General features: G+C 45.9%; 14 protein-coding genes. 9 read left to right on the top strand and 5 right to left on the bottom strand.

Going from position 1 to position 17,329, the window contains the following annotated elements; genetic code table 11:
* Positions 1 to 46 precede the first annotated feature (46 nt).
* Positions 47 to 985 carry a LysR family transcriptional regulator gene (locus tag AB4329_RS13985; RefSeq protein WP_372138574.1) on the bottom strand — a complete coding sequence of 313 codons (939 nt, stop codon included), beginning with the start codon at positions 983 to 985 and terminating at the stop codon, positions 47 to 49.
* Between the two features lie 93 nt (positions 986 to 1,078).
* On the opposite strand from AB4329_RS13985, the gene AB4329_RS13980 reads away from it, so the two are divergent.
* Genes AB4329_RS13980 through AB4329_RS13970 form a run of 3 tightly spaced genes read left to right on the top strand, consistent with a single transcriptional unit; the run spans position 1,079 to position 5,119 of the window.
* Positions 1,079 to 2,404, top strand: coding sequence for a cytosine permease (locus AB4329_RS13980; RefSeq protein WP_372138573.1), 1,326 nt, complete (start codon positions 1,079 to 1,081; stop codon positions 2,402 to 2,404).
* Positions 2,405 to 2,409: 5 nt separating this feature from the next.
* Positions 2,410 to 3,534, top strand: a complete 1,125-nt coding sequence (locus AB4329_RS13975; protein WP_372138572.1) for a DUF917 domain-containing protein — start codon at positions 2,410 to 2,412, stop codon at positions 3,532 to 3,534.
* 4 nt (positions 3,535 to 3,538) lie between these two features.
* Positions 3,539 to 5,119, top strand: coding sequence for a hydantoinase/oxoprolinase N-terminal domain-containing protein (locus AB4329_RS13970; RefSeq protein WP_065584595.1), 1,581 nt, complete (start codon positions 3,539 to 3,541; stop codon positions 5,117 to 5,119).
* A gap of 135 nt (positions 5,120 to 5,254) precedes the next feature.
* On the opposite strand, the gene torS is transcribed toward AB4329_RS13970, so the two are convergent.
* On the bottom strand, positions 5,255 to 8,260 hold the full coding sequence (gene torS / locus AB4329_RS13965) for a TMAO reductase system sensor histidine kinase/response regulator TorS (RefSeq protein ID WP_017060885.1): 3,006 nt from the start codon (positions 8,258 to 8,260) through the stop codon (positions 5,255 to 5,257).
* A 64-nt stretch (positions 8,261 to 8,324) separates the two neighbouring features.
* Positions 8,325 to 8,489 (bottom strand): hypothetical protein, encoded by a 165-nt coding sequence (locus tag AB4329_RS13960; protein ID WP_017060886.1) that lies wholly within the window; start codon positions 8,487 to 8,489, stop codon positions 8,325 to 8,327.
* Between AB4329_RS13960 and torT the strand changes: the two genes are divergently transcribed.
* Entirely contained in the window at positions 8,434 to 9,381 is a 948-nt protein-coding gene (torT, locus tag AB4329_RS13955) for a TMAO reductase system periplasmic protein TorT (protein ID WP_240798932.1), read from the top strand. The genes AB4329_RS13960 and torT overlap by 56 nt on opposite strands.
* A gap of 60 nt (positions 9,382 to 9,441) precedes the next feature.
* Positions 9,442 to 9,897 carry a methylglyoxal synthase gene (locus tag AB4329_RS13950; RefSeq protein ID WP_017064778.1) on the top strand — a complete coding sequence of 152 codons (456 nt, stop codon included), beginning with the start codon at positions 9,442 to 9,444 and terminating at the stop codon, positions 9,895 to 9,897.
* Between the two features lie 120 nt (positions 9,898 to 10,017).
* Here AB4329_RS13950 and AB4329_RS13945 read toward each other — a convergent pair whose 3' ends face one another.
* Both AB4329_RS13945 and helD read right to left on the bottom strand, forming a co-directional pair.
* Positions 10,018 to 10,368 (bottom strand): VOC family protein, encoded by a 351-nt coding sequence (locus AB4329_RS13945; RefSeq protein WP_017071128.1) that lies wholly within the window; start codon positions 10,366 to 10,368, stop codon positions 10,018 to 10,020.
* 87 nt (positions 10,369 to 10,455) lie between these two features.
* A complete protein-coding gene (helD, locus tag AB4329_RS13940) occupies positions 10,456 to 12,531 on the bottom strand; it encodes a DNA helicase IV (protein ID WP_102332912.1) in 2,076 nt (691 codons plus the stop codon).
* Positions 12,532 to 12,708: 177 nt separating this feature from the next.
* Between helD and yccS the strand changes: the two genes are divergently transcribed.
* The 4 genes from yccS (at position 12,709) to AB4329_RS13920 (ending at position 17,276) form a co-directional block, all read left to right on the top strand.
* Positions 12,709 to 14,892, top strand: coding sequence for a YccS family putative transporter (gene yccS / locus AB4329_RS13935; RefSeq protein WP_102332913.1), 2,184 nt, complete (start codon positions 12,709 to 12,711; stop codon positions 14,890 to 14,892).
* Positions 14,893 to 15,224: 332 nt separating this feature from the next.
* Positions 15,225 to 15,410 carry a hypothetical protein gene (locus AB4329_RS13930; protein WP_065584591.1) on the top strand — a complete coding sequence of 62 codons (186 nt, stop codon included), beginning with the start codon at positions 15,225 to 15,227 and terminating at the stop codon, positions 15,408 to 15,410.
* Positions 15,411 to 15,531: 121 nt separating this feature from the next.
* Positions 15,532 to 15,852 carry a hypothetical protein gene (locus tag AB4329_RS13925; RefSeq protein ID WP_017060893.1) on the top strand — a complete coding sequence of 107 codons (321 nt, stop codon included), beginning with the start codon at positions 15,532 to 15,534 and terminating at the stop codon, positions 15,850 to 15,852.
* 161 nt (positions 15,853 to 16,013) lie between these two features.
* Positions 16,014 to 17,276, top strand: a complete 1,263-nt coding sequence (locus tag AB4329_RS13920) for a hydroxymethylglutaryl-CoA reductase (RefSeq protein WP_372058274.1) — start codon at positions 16,014 to 16,016, stop codon at positions 17,274 to 17,276.
* Positions 17,277 to 17,329: the final 53 nt, after the last annotated feature.

Below are 17,329 nucleotides of genomic sequence, written 5' to 3'. Positions count from 1 at the left end.
GTATATGAGAAAGTATCTTAAGTGCTATTGAGAAGCGACGAGTTCTCTATACTGAATCCGATGCTTCCGGTTGGTGTAGCTCATCAAAAAACGCACGCGCGGCGGGGGAAAGGGAATCTACAGGTTGCTTCAACACCACATAAAACTGACTCTTAAGGCTCCACTTCTCGGGCTGAAGCGGAATCAAGGCTTGGTCATAATGGCCACGGTCGATTAAATGAGACGGTAAAAAACTCAGGTGTGTGCCCGCCAAGGTTAAAATTACACCCGACTCGACATGCCAGCCATCAAAAGGCTTTACGGAATCGTACTGCTCAATATTCAGTAATCGGAACATCTCATCTTTGGCATAGCCGCCCATGTTGATACGACAGCCATTCAATGAGAAATCCCTGTCCATGATCTTCTCGGCCAGATCTTTGCGCGCATACAGATAACTGTGCTCTTCAAACAGTGGGTATTTATGTTGAAACGCTGATTTTTGATGTGACCCTAGAACCACTATCATCATATCAATCTGGTTCTTTGCTAGCTTCTCATTCAACTGGGTGAAATCGCCGACATCAACACTCACCTCTACACTGTTACTGCGTTGATAAAACGTCTCGATCGCTTTGGGAAGTGGGTTATAAGGCAAAGTGACGGTGTTATCCAAACATCCAATTCGCACATGCCCAGAGAGTTCCGTCTGTACACCTCGTAACTTATAAGCGAAGTCGGTTAAGGTCGATTTTAGTTGGTTCGCATATTTATACACTTGCTCACCTTCATGAGTCAGCTTAAAACCACGTCGACCACGTTGGCATAATGTTAATTCTAAGCTTTTTTCCAAGGCAATAAGCTGATTACTCAGCACTGGTTGACTAATCCCAGTGCTTGCGACCGCCTGATTGATGCCTCCTTGTTCAACAATTTCACAAAAAAGCTCTAATCTACGTAGGTCTCTTTTATCTAACTTATTGTTTGGATTCACTTTGCCACTCACATTTGTTTTTTGTTATGTTTACATCTGATTATATTCATTTATTAACAATAAATACATCAGTATGCTTTATTCACACTTATGGAATAACAATGCATGGATGGCACTATGGCGGCAGAAGCTTACGTGAATAAACCCGAAGCAACACACAGCCACAAAAAGATAGATGACTTCGAGTTGGAACCCATTCCCGAGAAGGCCAAACGATCTTGGTGGGTCATCAGCCTTATTTGGTTGGCAATCGGCATCGACATTTCGGGACTGTTTCTCGGCTCGATTCTAAGCAGCGGTATTGGTTTTGAAGACGCACTGCTTGCCACGTTTATTGGTTCAGGCTTATTGGCGATCATCGCGATGCTGTGTGCCAACATTGGCTTTCAAGCTGGCGTGTCTACCCCGCTGGTGAGCAGCGCGGTATTTGGCCGTAACGGCGGTAAAATTCTTGGCTTCATCAACGGCATCTCATTAGTCGGCTGGTTCGCATTCCAGGCTGATTTCTTCGCTTTCATCATGGTCGATGCACTGGCGAAATACGACATCATAATTTCACACCTCACCGCTCTTATTGGCGGCAGTGTGTTAATGATGATGACGGCTATCTATGGCGTTCGTGCTTTAGGCAAACTCAGTACCTATTCTGTTCCATTGATGGTGACGTTGATTACCATCGGTTTGTTTATGGCTGCTGATTATCAAGGTGGCGCAGCGCCATCGATTGAAGATCCTTTGACGCTTGGCCAAGCCATCTCTTTTGTTATGTCTATCTGGATTCTAGCTGCGGTTGCTGCACCTGATATTGCTCGCTACGCCAAAACACGCCGTGATGCGATTTTAGGAGCGGGTATCGGTTTCCTCGTCGGTAACAGTGCCATCATTCTTATCGCGTTGATCCTGACCAAAATGACCGGCACCGATGACCTAGTAGAAGTCTTCTTCACCCTAGGTTTAGGAATGGCTGCCATTATCGTACTGGTGTTTGCTCAATGGACTACCAATAGTAGCAACCTGACCTCTGGCGGCTTATGCATGTCGATGGTTCTGCCTAAGATTCCTCGCCCTGTATTGGTGGTAATCATGACCATCGCCGGTATTGGCATTGCTCAGCTCGGCATGGTGAACAAGTTTACCGATTTCTTAATGCTCCTCAGCGTAACCATCGCGCCAGCTGCGGGGGTCTACATCGTTCAATATTATATTTTAGATTCAACAAAAATGCGCTTTGAGAACATTCAGCAAGCTCCCGCTTGGATGTTTAAAGGCTTGACTTCTTGGGCATTTGGTACTGCATTCAGCGCTTGTACCGCGCCAGAGTTTTTCGACCTATTTTCGTTAACCAGCATCTCGGCGTTAGACGGCATTCTTGCCGCTGGTGTGATTTACCTCGCCCTAATGAAGCTTTCTCCTTCAAGTGATAAGGAATAGTAGTTGTGATTATTACTGAACAAATGATTGATGATATCGCGCTGGGTGCGACGGTATTAGGTACTGGCGGCGGCGGTGACCCATACAGCGGTGCCTTGATGGCGAAAGTAGCCATTGCAACGGCAAAGCACCCTGTACGCATGATTCCTTTAGAAGACGTGCAAGACGATTGGATGACAGTGCCCTCTTCAATGATTGGCGCACCAACAGTCGCAGTAGAGAAACTCAATTCGAAAGATCAAATGTTGATTGCTTTCGAAGCGATGGAAAAAGCGCTCGGCACTGAAGTAGCGGCAACGTTTCCTATCGAAGTAGGCGGCTTCAATTCATTGATTCCAATTCTCGTTGCAGCACAAAAGAACATTCCTGTGATCGATTGTGATGCGATGGGACGTGCGTTCCCAGAAGCTCAGATGGTGACCTTCTTTCTTGATGGTCTCCCTTCGGCACCGAACACATTGGCCGATGAGCGTGGCAATGTCGTCACGCTTTATCCGATTGACGGTATTTGGTCTGAAAAGTTTGCGAGGCCGATTACCGAACAGATGGGTGGCTCTGCAGCAATGTGCGATTACCCAATGAACGGTAAGAACCTAAAACGCAGTGCACTGCCTGCGACACTGACCCAAGCAATGAAGATTGGTGAAGCGATTAGACTGGCGAACGACAACAATAAAAGTGGCACACAGGCCGTATTAGACATTGTCGGCGGCCATACCATCATCAGTGGCAAGATTGTTGATATTCAACGTGAAACCGATGGTGGTTTTGCAACAGGTGGTGTCGTGATTGAAAAGCTGGCTCAGTTTGAAGATACCGGCGTCGATAACGTGTTTGTGCAGTTCCAAAACGAATTGCTTCTCGCGCACAAAGGTACAAGCCGCGCAGACATGAGCCAAGATAACCTGCTGGCATCAACACCGGATCTTATTTCGATCTTGGATCATGAAACGGGTAAGCCAATCACAACCGAACAACTTCGTTACGGGCTGCGCATCGACCTTATCGCTTACCCTTGCGACCCCAAATGGCGCACTGACAAAGGTATTGAAGTCGCGGGCCCGGGTTACTTTGGCTACACCGTCGAGTATCAAACCATTGAACAACTAAAGTCTACATTGAAGAGGTAGTAGCATGACAAACATTACGCTTGATTACTGCCGTTTGGGCATTGACGTAGGTGGCACCAATACCGACGGTGTGCTGCTCGACGCAGACTTGAATGTGATTGCCAAAGTAAAAACCGCAACCACACATGACATTTCAACAGGTATTGATAACGCGATTGCTGCGCTATTAAGCCAAGCAAACATTGATGGTCAGCAAGTGAAACATGCGATGCTTGGCACGACTCAATGCACCAACGCAATCGTTGAACGAAAAGGCTTAGATAGAGTCGGGATGATTCGTTTAGCGCTTCCAAGTGGTGATAGCGTCCCGCCCCTTTGTGGTTGGAGCAAAGCGTGGCAAAACTTGCTTGGTGAACACTTCTACCAAGCTCACGGCGGCTATGAATACGACGGCCAGTTGATTGCCGACATTCAAGAGTCTGAGATCCGCGAGCTTTGCCAGAAAATGAAAGGCCAAGTGGATTCCATTGCTATCTGCGGAGTGTTCTCTCCCGTCAACGGCGACCAGGAGCTTCAAGCAGCAGAATGGATTCAACAAGAACTTCCGGGCGTGAACCTATCGTTATCCCATAAAGTGGGCAGTTTAGGGCTTTTAGAGCGTGAGAACGCCACTATCCTCAATGCGGCTCTGCAAGGGACAGCAAAACGATTCGTTGACGGCTTTTGCAGTGCACTCATCAATCATGAAATCCACACCACGCCTTATTTCGGTCAGAACGACGGAACACTGATGTCACAGCAGTTCGCATTGATGTACCCGATTCTTACCGTGGCTTGTGGGCCAACAAACTCGATTCGTGGAGCGAGTCACTTAACTAAGTTAAAAGACGCGATTGTGGTCGATGTGGGCGGCACTACGTCTGATATCGGCGTACTGACTCACGGCTACCCAAGAGAATCGAGCTTAGCAGTAGAAATCGGTGAAGTGAGAACCAACTTCCGTATGCCTGATATTTTGGCGTTAGCCATTGGTGGTGGTACCAAGGTTCGCTTTGAACAGCAGCGTATAGAGCTAGGCCCAGAAAGTGTTGGCCATACCTTGACGCAAACGGCGCGTAGCTTTGGTGGTGATGAACTTACGCTCACCGATATTGCACTCAAAACAGGACAAATGCAGTGGCAGGCAGAACATCAACTGAGTGATGAGATTGGTGTTTCAGCCGAACAAGCAAGCAAGATTTATCAACAAATGGTCACGGATGTTGAAGAAGGCATCGATAAGATGAAGACCTCTGCGGCGAGTGTACCCGTAATCATGGTTGGTGGTGGTAGTGCCCTATTCCCAGATCATTTTGAAGGTGTGAGCCAAGTGGTTCGTCCTGAGCACTTTGAAGTGGCTAATGCGATTGGTGTTGCGTTGGGTGAAATATCAGGTCAATTCGATAAGATCGTACCGATTGACCCAGCATCACGTGAAGAGACCTTAAAGGGCTTGGAAGCACAATCAAAGCAACTGGCGATTGAAGCTGGCGCATGCAGCGATAATGTCGCGATCATTGAACGCAGCGAGATTCCATTAAGCTACCTACAAGGCAATATGGTTCACGTTAAGATCAAAGCTGCTGGACATATCAAGATGGCTTAGAGCCGTTCCTTGAAAGCCTTACTTAGATTCTTATTCGACAATAAAAAAGCAGGTCACTTCTTCATATTAAAACGGAGAAATAGCCTGCTTTTTGTTTTCTGTTCTTATTTTGGGGCTTTCCGCCCAATAGCCACTCTATAGTTGCTCTCGGAGCGCTGCTAACGAGTCTTTCACCAATTCAGGTAATGAGTCTGCATTATCGCGATATTGAAGTAATGGATCCTCGCTCGCTTCAATGCTCTGGCATAAAGCAAACAGTGCAGATAATCCTAGGCTGCCGGCAGACCCTTTCAGTTTATGAGCTAAAGACTTAATTTCACGAGCGTTGTCAGCGGCACTTGCCACAATCAGTTCATCGAGAGTGACTTGGCTGCTTTGGTCAAACAACCCAACAATCTGCACTATTTTTTCTCGACCGAGAATGGCCAAGTCGTCTTTGATAATCTTAGGGTTAATCATCTGCACAATCGGTTCTCCTTGATTATGTTCCGCGTCTTGGTTTGCTCGTTGTGTCGAGCTTGCAAATGCCAATGCTGATAAGTCTAGCTCGGTTTCCTGAGGTTTAGAGTTTAGCTGACAGCAAACAGCATCTGACGGATCCGGCTGAGGCAGCAACAGCGTGTGACCGTCCAACTGCTCAACAATCAATTCCGATAATGCTTCCTTCTCTAACGGCTTAGGTAAGAATCCATCAAAGCCAGACGACAAATAGCTTTCCACTTCTTCGTTAAACACATGAGCCGATACTGCGATCATTGGGGGTACTTTTCGAATTACGTCTTCTTCACTTTTATGCTGAAGCGCATCGTCTTTGAGTTGTTGAATTAACTCGACGCCATCGCAGTCGGGTAAGTTAATGTCCACCAGCGCAATATCGAACTCTTGCTCACTGAATATGGCTCTCGCTTCTTGTCCGGTTGTCGCAATCACAACCTCGTGCCCCAAGTTATGCAAGAAGCCTTCAGCAACGATGCAGTTTACGGGGTTATCTTCAATCAGAAGTACTTTAGCTCGAATACACGCTTCAATGACCGGTACTTTCGTTTCTATCTTCTCACCGGCTTCAAGTGGCAGTGAGAACCAAAACTGGCTACCCTCGCCTTCTTCAGAATGAACGCCAATATCCCCGTTCATTGCCAACATGATGCTTTTACTGATCGCTAATCCAAGCCCTGTGCCGCCGGTTTTGTTGCGACCGCTATCGGTTTGGGTAAAGGCATCAAACAGACAAGCTTGTTCGCTAGCATCAATACCGACACCTGTATCTGACACTTCAAACATCACTCGATTTTCATCTTCGATATCTAAGCTGATAAAGATATCGACCGAGCCACTTTCCGTAAACTTAATCGCGTTACCGACCAAATTATTCAAGATTTGGCTGATTCGCGTTACGTCACCACGCCAATAGCGTTGCACATCACTTTCAATATGGAAATCAAAGTTCAGCTTCTTCTCAGCGGCACGCCCTTCCATCAATTGGTAGGTATCTTGAACCATCTGATGAAGATCAAACGAAGCAGTGCGGATTTCTAAATGCCCTGCTTCAATCTTTGAGTAATCCAACACGTCATTCAAAATCGCGAGTAGGTTCTTACCGCTGCGGTTAATGATGTCTGCATAGCCGGATTGCAGCGGGTCTAACCCGGTATCTTTGAGCAATCTTGCAGTACCTAATACACCGTTCATCGGCGTTCGTATTTCATGACTCATCGTCGCAAGGAAAGCGGATTTTGCGCGGCTTGCTTGTTCTGCGGCGTTACGAGCCTTAGCGTGGTTCCCTACCTCGATGTTCAGCTTCTCATTGGTCTTTTGCAGCTGGTAGGTTCGGTCTGTGACCAACTCTTCTAAGTGTTCTTTGTGCTCTTCAAGTTCGCGTTTCGCCTTTGCTTCACCCACCGCAACCACTTGTAGCGCCTGCGCGGTGTTTCTGGCAGTGATGATCGCCTCGCCCATATGAGCCAGCTCATCATTACCCTTTACCGAGATATCAATATTCAGGCGACCTTGTGCGATAGACATCAAGGCCGATGAGTATTCAGTAAGACGTTTAACAACCGAGATATACACCACTCGCCACACGATAAATGCAACGATAACCAAACCAATAACCGAAATCACAGACAGTGACCATTGAGCCAAATTCAACGTGCTGGTCAGCTCATCAACCGCTTTTTTGGTACTGCGGTTTGAATCATCAACCAGTTGGTTAACCGTTGTATTCAGCTGAGAGAACAGCTCCAACGTATTTTGCATCAGAAACTCTGACTTTTTGGTGTTCTCATATTGTTCTAATGAAATATCGAACACGACTTGGCGTTTTCTGAGCTCTTCTAGAAGCTGAGACATCTGCGCTGAACGAGTAGGATCTTCGACCGCTTTAACGCGGCGCGCCATGATTCTTAGGTTGGATTCAAATTCTGATTGGATTTGATGAATACGCTCTACGTTGGTAACGGTTTGCGTTTCTTCAATTTGGTTAAGCATTTTGAACGCCAGCAAATGCAATTCGTGTAGGCGCTCAGACAAATCAAGGTCAACCTCTACAAGCGCATCTAAGGCTTGGTAGGCTTTATCCGTTTCTTTGGTTTCTAGCAGGTCATAGATATGCGTGACGTTAGCAACCGCAATGGTAGCCGTGTTCAAAACTTGGGTTCGCGTCAACTGCTCTAGCTCTTCGGCCAATAGGCGCATCTCTTCGACACGAGACGACAACTCTTTGCTTAACCAAAGCTTACGCTCAACCGACACACCCAACTCAGCCAGTGTGTTAATAACGCTTTGAACATTGTTTTCGAGTTTATTGAGGAGCTGAGAATCGAAACTGTCGACACCAAGCTCTTTGATATGTTGAAGAAGCGACTCAAGTTGGTCAAACAGTACGGTGCCAGCCTCTTTTCTTTCGGCCTCGTTTCTCGCATTAGAAAGTGTTTGTACTGACGAAATAATACGGTTACTCAACTCAGAAACCTGACGAGCTTCGATCATGGCAGGAAGCGCCGAATCAACGACGTTTCTTTCCGTTTTGGCTACAAAGCTAAAACCAGAAACACCGATCAATGCAGACAATAGAACCAACAGTGCCATCACTAAGAATGAGGCCAGCAGCTTGCGTCCAATACTCGCTGAAGCTAACAACATAAACTCTAAACCTTAAAACGTTCTTCTTTACCCATGCAGAATACGCTATATTTTGCAGTGTTTCTTATCTAAAACCAACAAAACGGCAATTCATGCTATCTAGACCTTTCGCTTCAATAATTCTTCTCTCACTACTGGCCTCAGTAACTACTGTCGCAGGTGCTAGTGAGCCTTTGAGCCCAATAAAGCCCGCCAATGCCACATCACAAAAAGAGAAAATCTGTGCCATTTATCCGCACCTCAAAGACTCTTATTGGTTGTCGGTAAACTATGGAATGATCTCTGAAGCAGAAAAGCAGCAAGTTGAGCTAAGAGTATTGGAAGCTGGCGGTTACCCCAACGTGGCCAAACAAGCCTCGCAACTGGTGCTTTGCACGCAATGGGGAGCCGATGCCATTATTTTAGGTACGGTTTCACCCGATGCGTATCATGACAATCTCAGCGATTGGGTTGGCTCGACGCCTGTGTTTGCTACGGTAAATGAGTTAACCGTCAATGAAGAACAACAGAAGGTATTAAAAGGTACGGTCGGTGTCGATTGGTACCAAATGGGATACCAAGTCGGAGATTTTTTGTCGAAACGACACCCGAAAGGATCAGGCGAAACACCTATCGCCCTGTTACTTGGTCCACAAGCAAGTGGCGGCACTAAGCCTGTGGCACTGGGGTTTTATGATGCGATCAAGTCGAGTGATATCAAAATCGCGATCAGCTATTGGGCAGATAACGATAAAGAACTGCAAAGAAACCTAGTACAACAGGTGATCGAGGAGCCGGATATCCAATATATAGTCGGAAGTGCCGTCGCGATTGAAGCAGCGATCAGTGAGCTACGAGCGGCCGATAAAACCGAAGAGATTGGGTTAATTTCGAGTTACTTAAGTCACGGAACCTACCGTGGTTTACTTCGTAACAAGGTACTTTTTGCGCCAACCGATAAAATGGTTGAGCAAGGTCGCTTGTCGGTAAAACAAGCCACGAGTTACTTACGCGGTCAACCTTACGAGCAACACAGCGCACCGATTATCGAAGCGCTGACACCTGCAACTCTCAAAGATCAAATTATCGCCGACTCATTGTCACCTTCTGAGTTTCGTCCGGTATTCAGTGTGAATCCTTAGTGCTATATTGGCTGAAGAACTCAAAACAATAAAAACGAAACAACAATTTAGGGAACATTCATGCAAAAAACGACGCGCACTATGCCAACACATAAGCATATCGCTTTGGTCGCTCATGACCACTTCAAACCTGAGCTACTAAGATGGGTCAAAGAGAACAAAGAAAAACTACAAAAGCACTTCCTTTACGCAACGGGCACGACTGGTTCTCTACTCAGTAAAGAGACAGGCTTAGCAATCAAGAGCATGATCAGCGGCCCTATGGGCGGTGACCAACAACTTGGCGCGCTTATCTCTGAAGGCAAGATCGATATGCTGATTTTCTTCTGGGATCCACTTAATGCTGTGCCACATGACCCAGACGTAAAAGCACTGCTTCGTATCGCAAGTGTTTGGAACATTCCTGTGGCCACTAACCGCGCTACCGCTAATTTCTTGTTTAACTCTTCACTGCTTGAAGAAGAAGTAATCATCGAGATCCCAGACTACGAAGCGTACCTAGCTGAGCGCACGTAATCGCACGTTAAATGTGCTCTCTACTGAACAGACTAAAAAGCCTGCATTTTATCGCAGGCTTTTTTATGTCTCGTTTTCAGACATTAAACAGTTCAATCATAAAACAGTGCGAGAGTCTCTCTATTTATCGCTCCACACTGCCATCTCGTTGCCACTTGGCTCTCTGAAATGGAAACGTCTGCCGCCGGGAAAGCTAAAGATCTCACGGTTTATCTGACCACCAGCATCAATTACATCGCGCTCGGTTTGCTCAAGATCTTGGCTATAAAAAACCATCAGCGCCGCGCCATTATCCGTATTCGACGCCAGATCCGCCAAATAGAAGCCGCCCATTAAGCCTTTGCCTTCAAACGCAGAATACTCAGGGCCATAGTCTTCAAAGCTCCAACCAAACACTTGACTGAAAAATGCCTTAGTTGCGGCGATGTCTTTCGCAGCAAATTCAATGTAGTTAATAGAGCCGTGTTCCATAGCAAATTCCTTATGCTTTATGCGTCTGCCTTGTGATATTAGGGCAGGGATTGAAGATCTAATCTTAGACAATCAAGTCAAGTAACATCACTTTTTACGAACAACTGGGTAATCAGAACCATGCAGCTCCTGCACAAAGCCAGAGCCGTCGCCACTGTGCGTGATCCATACTTTCTCTTTTGCCCGCGTCATTGCTACATAGAATAAACGACGCTCTTCAGCATAAGGGAACGCGTCTGATGATTCAGTCAATGCGCCATCAATATGCAGCTGTTTCTTCTTGGTCGGGAACTGTCCTTCGTCAACACAAAGAATAATGACAAAGTCCGCCTCTTTACCTTTACTGCCGTGGCAAGTCATGAACTTGATATCAATGGAAGTGAAGATCTTCTTCCAGTCTTCCAACAACTCTGGCTTGTGGTAATGATTACGTCCAAGTAGCAGCACCAATTTATTGGTTTTGCCTTTGGATTGACGGTTCAGTTGATCAAGAATCTTCTCAACTTCTTTACTTGGCGCACTGTACACCGCCTTCTGCTTCTGTTGCTTGAAGCTGTTCAGTTCTTTCGGAATCTGAATTGGGTTTTCTTGTACAAAGCGATTAGCCACCGCACCTAACTGATTGTTAAAGCGGTAAGTCGTATCTAGGTGATGAATGGTCGAACTTTCAAAACGATCCTTAAAGCCCGTGGTCAAATCCACATCCGCACCTGCAAACTGGTAAATCGACTGCCAGTCATCGCCTACTGCAAAAATAGAGGCTTGATGCTCGGCTTTAGACTGATTACACAGTGCTTCAACCAAGGCAAGACGATCAGGTGAGATATCTTGGTATTCATCGATCATGATGAACTTCCAAGGTGAGATAAACTTGCCCTTCTCGACATACTGAGTCGCTCGGCTGATCATGATTGAGAAGTCGATATGATTCTGTTCTTTCAGCTCCTTTTGCCACGCGGTTACACATGGCCAACACAGTGAAAGCTCGCTGTTGAGGCGCGCATAGTCTCGGTGATCAATCAGCTGTTGCTGTACTTCTTTTTTGGTTAAACCCGACGCATTCAACTGTTCTAGCTGCTTTTCAAGCCAACCGATCAATTTGAGGTTTGAAACGTGGCTACCAAGCTCATCGTCACCGGTTAAATAAGCGATTGGCCATTTAGACAAATGCTTTTGCCAACGTTTAAAGTTGGTCGGTGTCATCCAGTGCTTCTTCAACCAATCAATGCACCATGCTTGGCGTTGGTTGTCATCGAGCGCTAAAGGAGAAATAACCACACGTTCGGGTTCAACTTGATTCAGTATCTTTAAACCCAACTGGTGGAAAGTGCTGACTTGCACCTTCTCTGCTGATAAACCAATTTTGCTGTCGAGACGTTGCTTCATCTCTTCTGCCGCTTCACGACCAAAAGCGAGCAATAGCAACTCTTCAGCTTGAGCTTGATGGCTTTGCAGTAAATACGCGACGCGAGCCGTTAGAACACTGGTTTTACCCGAGCCTGCACCCGCTAAAATAAGGTTGTGATCATCATTCATCAACACCGCATATTGCTGCGATAAGTTCAGTGGTGACGACTCACATTGCGCAAACAACACTTCCCAGTTTTTTCGCTCGGTCTCTAGCCATTGCTGGTTTCTTTCAGCTTGCTTGATTTCCGTTTCAGATAACCATGGCTGCATTCTTGCGATGCGGTTTGGCATGCGTTGTGCGGCCTCTTCTAGCGTCATTGTCATACTCTCTAAGCCTGAGTTGACCATATCAACCCAAGTGTTGACCTTAGAATGCGGTAGAAAGGCTGGTAATTGCTCAAGACGTGTTAATTCAGCTTCCCACTGAGGTACGTGTTCAGCCAATTGTTCACATTGAGTGTCGTGCCACTTCTGATAAGCACTAACTGACGCGCGTGCAAATTGACGGCATTGATCCCAAGGTAAGCCTTGTACTAACCAACTGCGCTGTGTTCCATCTTGTTGATTAGCAAAAAATTGTAGCGATCCCCAGAACAATCCGCGCTTTATCGCGATCTTGCCACTCCAAATAGTAAATGGGATACGCTCTTCACTGCCTACTGAAGATAACAGCAAGCGTGGACCATCAAGTTCAACCTGATGATATTCATTTTGAATAAAAAACTGTGCAGTCTTGTTAGCGCTTAGCTGCATTGGAGTGTGCTCTTAATTGGGAATATTGAATTTATATCATGATGCAATGAGAATTAATAATATCTCATATCTTATCGACGCTTTCATGACCACCTACGGGCAATTATGGATAAGTATCAAATTCTTGTGCTTGATTTCTGTTAGGATTATGGTTTTTAGTGTGTCAAGTGAGCGACTGTGGACTTTTCAGCCAAATTACGCCTCTATTGGGCGAATAAAACCATAAATTACAGCGTATTAATTCTCATCACTCTGCTCGGCGTGGTGGTGCCTGCTTGGTATTATGGACAAAACACACTGATCACGCCTTTGATCTTAGGCGTTATTGCTGCGGCTCTTGCGGAAAGTGATGACAGCTTTACCGGGCGCTTGAAAGCACTCACGCTGACCTTTATCTGTTTCGCCGTTGCGGCTTTCTCTATTGAGCTTCTCTTCGATACGCCTTGGCTGTTCGCGATCGGGCTTTTTGTTTCAACCTTCTCTTTTATCATTCTCGGGGCAATTGGCCCTAAATACGCGAGTATCGCGTTTGGTTCTCTCTTGGTTGCCATCTATACCATGCTTGGTGCACACGAGAGCACCAACCTTTGGTTTCAACCGCTTCTACTGTTAACTGGCGCCGCTTGGTACTACTTCATGTCGATGATTTGGCAGATAGTGTGGCCAATGCAACCCGTGCAGCAAAACTTAGCCACGGTATTCGATCAAATCGGTAACTACATCGATTCAAAAGCGGAACTCTTCTACCCCGTTTCTGACTTGATTCCCCAGCCACACCGAATCATTGAAGCCAAACTCAACGCGAGTACCGTTAACGCACTCAACATGTGTAAAGCGACGCTGCTTAATCGCTCTAAGCGCGGACACATTGACGGCCCTAGTGACCGATTTCTTAACACCTACTTCATCGCACAAGATATTCATGAACGCGTCAGCTCTAGCCACTATCGCTATCAAGAGCTAGCAAAACACTTTGAGCGCTCTGACGTGTTGTTTAGATTTAAGTATCTACTGGAAGCGCAGGCCACTGCGTGTAAAGAAGTGGCGAGCTCGTTGAAAGTTGGCGCTGAATACCAGCATGGTGACAAGTCTGTATTGGCACTTGATGAGCTGATGTCATCGCTCAATCACCTGCACCAACAGAACAACCCTGAATGGAAATCACTGCTGAATCAGTTGGATTACTTATTCAATAACCTAGCAACCGTTGAAAAACAGCTCTCGAATATCAGCAACCCAGATGCAGAGAAGATTGAAGAAGGTGTATTGGACGATACCAACCCTCATACTTTGACGGCAATGTGGCACAAGATCAAAGCTAACTTGCACACCGATTCTATGCTATTCCGCCACGCGATTCGTATGGCGATCACTCTGACGCTGGGCTATGGGATTATCCAAGGGTTTGATATTGAAAGAGGTTACTGGATTCTACTGACAACGCTGTTTGTGTGTCAGCCAAACTACAGTGCAACCCGTCAAAAACTGACGGCACGTGTCATTGGCACGGTCGCAGGCTTGTTGATCGGAGTACCTTTACTGACCTTCTTCCCGTCGCAAGAGAGCCAATTGGTGTTCATTGTGATCAGTGGCGTGATGTTCTTTGCGTTTCGAATCAATAATTACGGGTTTGCGACCGGCTTTATCACACTGCTTGTGCTCTTCTGCTTTAACCAATTAGGTGAAGGCTACGCTGTAGTATTGCCAAGGTTAGCGGATACCTTTATTGGTTGTGCTCTCGCCGTGCTTGCTGTCATTTATGTGTTGCCTGATTGGCAATCGAAGCGACTGCACAAAGTGATGGCGGATGCGCTCGATTCCAACAAGAACTATCTCGCTCAGATCATCGGCCAATACCGTGTCGGTAAGAAAGATAGCCTAAACTATCGTATCGCTCGACGTAGTGCGCATAATAATGATGCAAACCTGACTGCCGCGATCAGTAGCATGTTGGTTGAACCGGGTAAGTACCGCACCTCTGAAGATGAGAGCTTCCGATTCTTAACACTCAATCATGCTCTACTTAGCTATATCTCGGCTCTGGGTGCTCACAGAACGCGTATTGATGATGAAGCGACACACAAACTGGTGCTAGATGCGCACAGAGTAATCCACCAGCATCTCGACGCTCTAAATGATCAACTCTATTCTCATAAAGAGCATTGTGAAGTGAAAAACGCTTATGACCCGGAGCTGGATAAACGTTTGAGTGAATGGCGAGAAGAAGATGAGAATTCTGTCAAAATGGTTCTACAACAGCTCCATTTGATCTATCGAATGCTTCCAGAACTGCATACCTTAGCGACCAAGTTTGCAGTTAAGGTTAAGATCGACAAGTCGTTTGAAACAGAAGCTTCTTGAGCAACAAACAAAATACCGTAAAAACAAAAAGATAACGCCAATTGCTTATCTTTTGATCATCACAAATATTTATACATTGCTTTACCCATACCCCTAATTGGGTAGAGAAATTACTTACCTACCCTTGTGCCACAAGGGTTGAAGGCGTTTTTACATTGTAGGAATTTTCTGACTTTGATTGACCAAGCCTTAACTTTGCCTAACATTTCTCGGACAAAAAACGACCACAGGAATTTATAATTGTCTTAGTTTCAAGAAACTTCAAACATCATTTAAAATTCACTTAATCTTGTTTGATTTCCTGAATCAGTAGGCTATGCTCTAAAGAGCATATGGATTTGAACAAAGGTCACACTATGAATACACAGCAATTTGAAGCATTTAAGCAGCAAATACAGCTTCTTAGCCCACAACAATTAAAAGCACTTCAGAGTGAGATCGACGGCAACCTCGAAACAGAGAAGCCTTCTTTGCTTACTGATGAAGAATTAAACGCGCTAAATGACCTGTTCAGTTAATAGACAGACATCACTATTTTAGCTTAAGTTCACATTTTCACCGTAAATTTCATCTGTTCACCATTGCGCTCAAAATATCGTCCGCCTAGACTCATTCCATATGTCAATAAAAGGTTCTGATATGTCGATATCTGGTATTCAATCTGGTTACGCCATTATTCAGCAATCCACCAACATGGCTGAAGAAGCCGCAATCGAGCTCAACCAAGCCTCCAAACACGCTCTAGAATCCGACGACACTTTCGAAGCTAGCGATCTCAGCTTTAATCAAATAGAGCCTGAACAAGCCATTTCCTTTAAAGACAAAGAACCTGAACCTGCTTCATCTTCAACCGATTCCTTGATTAAACTGACACAAAGCGCAAGTTATAACCGCGTTGGTGCAAGTGTGGTTGATCGTCAAAACGAAGCCATCGGTAGCCTTCTCGACATTCATATCTAAATTTCGCTCAAATACAGCCTATATTTCGCGAAACTTCGCTGCTTTTTGCTTCAACAACCACACAAACTGTAACTCATTATATCAGGCGCTTGTTTCTGGTTTATTACTCGGTAGAATCAGCGCAAACCAATTTGCTGCACAAACTTTACTTCATACTATTTATGCCAAAACTAAATCTGCATCGCCGTGACTATGTTTCTATTTTAGGAGGCGACATCTCCGCAGACGAATTAGAAAAAAAGCTTCAGCCTCATTTTGAAAAGCCAGTAAATAAGCTGACACCTAGCCCCTACCTGACAGAAAAGAATCTCACACGTCGCTGGACAGCGCTCGATAATGCAGATTCACAGCAAGAACTGCTCGACCCTCATACACAAAGTCAGTTCCAAGCTTATGAGAAAAACATTGAGCACTTTATTGGCACCGTTAAAGTCCCTGTGGGAATATCTGGCCCTTTAAGAGTCAATGGCCTATTTGCTACGGGCGATTACCTCGTACCACTCGCGACCACAGAAGCTGCGCTTGTCGCGTCTTATAACCGTGGTTCTAAGCTGATTACGGCTTGTGGTGGCGCAAGTGCTATGTTGCTCAATGAAGGCGTAACACGTACTCCTGGCTTTGCATTTCAAGGATTAGTTGAAGCCGGACAGTTTGTGGCTTGGGCTGTGACTCAGTATGACCAGTTCAAGATCTTGGCAGAATCAACAACATCACACGGCAAGCTGACCGACATTAATATCAACATCGAAGGTAACCATGTTTACTTGGTGTTCGAATTTCTAACCGGAGACGCTTCTGGTCAGAATATGGTGACCATCGCAACCAATGCCGTGTTTGAGTACATCATCGAAAATACGCCAGTTAAGCCTGACCACGCTTTCCTTGATGGCAACTTGTCAGGCGATAAGAAAGCCAATACCCAAACCTTGCGCAGCGTTCGTGGCAAAAAGGTAACTGCTGAGGTTAATATCCCTGCAGAGCTTGTCGCGAAGTACCTACACACGACACCAGAGAAGATGGTCCAGTTTGGCCAAATGACCACAGTCGGTGGCGCTTTGAGTGGTACTATCGGTATCAATGCCCATTATGCGAATGCGTTGGCGGCACTCTATATCGCTTGTGGCCAAGACGCGGCCTGTGTCGCTGAGTCAGCGATTGGTATGACGCGTATGGAACTCAACAAAGAAGGCGGTTTATACGCTAGCGTGACACTGCCTAACTTAATGGTTGGGACTGTCGGCGGTGGTACCGGCTTGCCAAGTCAAAAAGCCTGTTTAGATTTACTTGGGCTGCATGGTAACGGTAAATCACAAGCACTCGCTGAAGTTTGTGCTGTACTGTGTTTAGCGGGTGAACTATCGATTGTGGGCGCATTTTGCGCAGGCCACTTTTCAAGAGCGCACCATAAGCTAGCTCGTAAATAACCTTTATCCAATTTGGCTTGTTCGGTTTTGTCGTTCATGCAAAATCACAAGCC

Origin of the sequence: Vibrio sp. 10N.261.54.A5 (genome assembly GCF_041471145.1) — a bacterium.
GTDB lineage: Bacteria > Pseudomonadota > Gammaproteobacteria > Enterobacterales > Vibrionaceae > Vibrio > Vibrio crassostreae_C.
The sequence above is the reverse complement of the archived record's forward strand: the minus strand, read 5'-3'. Positions and strand labels throughout refer to the sequence as shown.

Coding starts and splice junctions, on each gene's coding strand:
- helD (WP_102332912.1), bottom strand. CDS start 12,531: ATGCAGCTAAGCGCTAACAAGACTGCACAGTTTTTTATTCAAAATGAA.
- AB4329_RS13970 (WP_065584595.1), top strand. CDS start 3,539: ATGACAAACATTACGCTTGATTACTGCCGTTTGGGCATTGACGTAGGT.
- AB4329_RS13980 (WP_372138573.1), top strand. CDS start 1,079: ATGGATGGCACTATGGCGGCAGAAGCTTACGTGAATAAACCCGAAGCA.
- AB4329_RS13945 (WP_017071128.1), bottom strand. CDS start 10,368: ATGGAACACGGCTCTATTAACTACATTGAATTTGCTGCGAAAGACATC.
- AB4329_RS13930 (WP_065584591.1), top strand. CDS start 15,225: ATGGATTTGAACAAAGGTCACACTATGAATACACAGCAATTTGAAGCA.
- AB4329_RS13960 (WP_017060886.1), bottom strand. CDS start 8,489: ATGGCACAGATTTTCTCTTTTTGTGATGTGGCATTGGCGGGCTTTATT.
- AB4329_RS13925 (WP_017060893.1), top strand. CDS start 15,532: ATGTCGATATCTGGTATTCAATCTGGTTACGCCATTATTCAGCAATCC.
- AB4329_RS13920 (WP_372058274.1), top strand. CDS start 16,014: ATGCCAAAACTAAATCTGCATCGCCGTGACTATGTTTCTATTTTAGGA.
- AB4329_RS13950 (WP_017064778.1), top strand. CDS start 9,442: ATGCAAAAAACGACGCGCACTATGCCAACACATAAGCATATCGCTTTG.
- torS (WP_017060885.1), bottom strand. CDS start 8,260: ATGTTGTTAGCTTCAGCGAGTATTGGACGCAAGCTGCTGGCCTCATTC.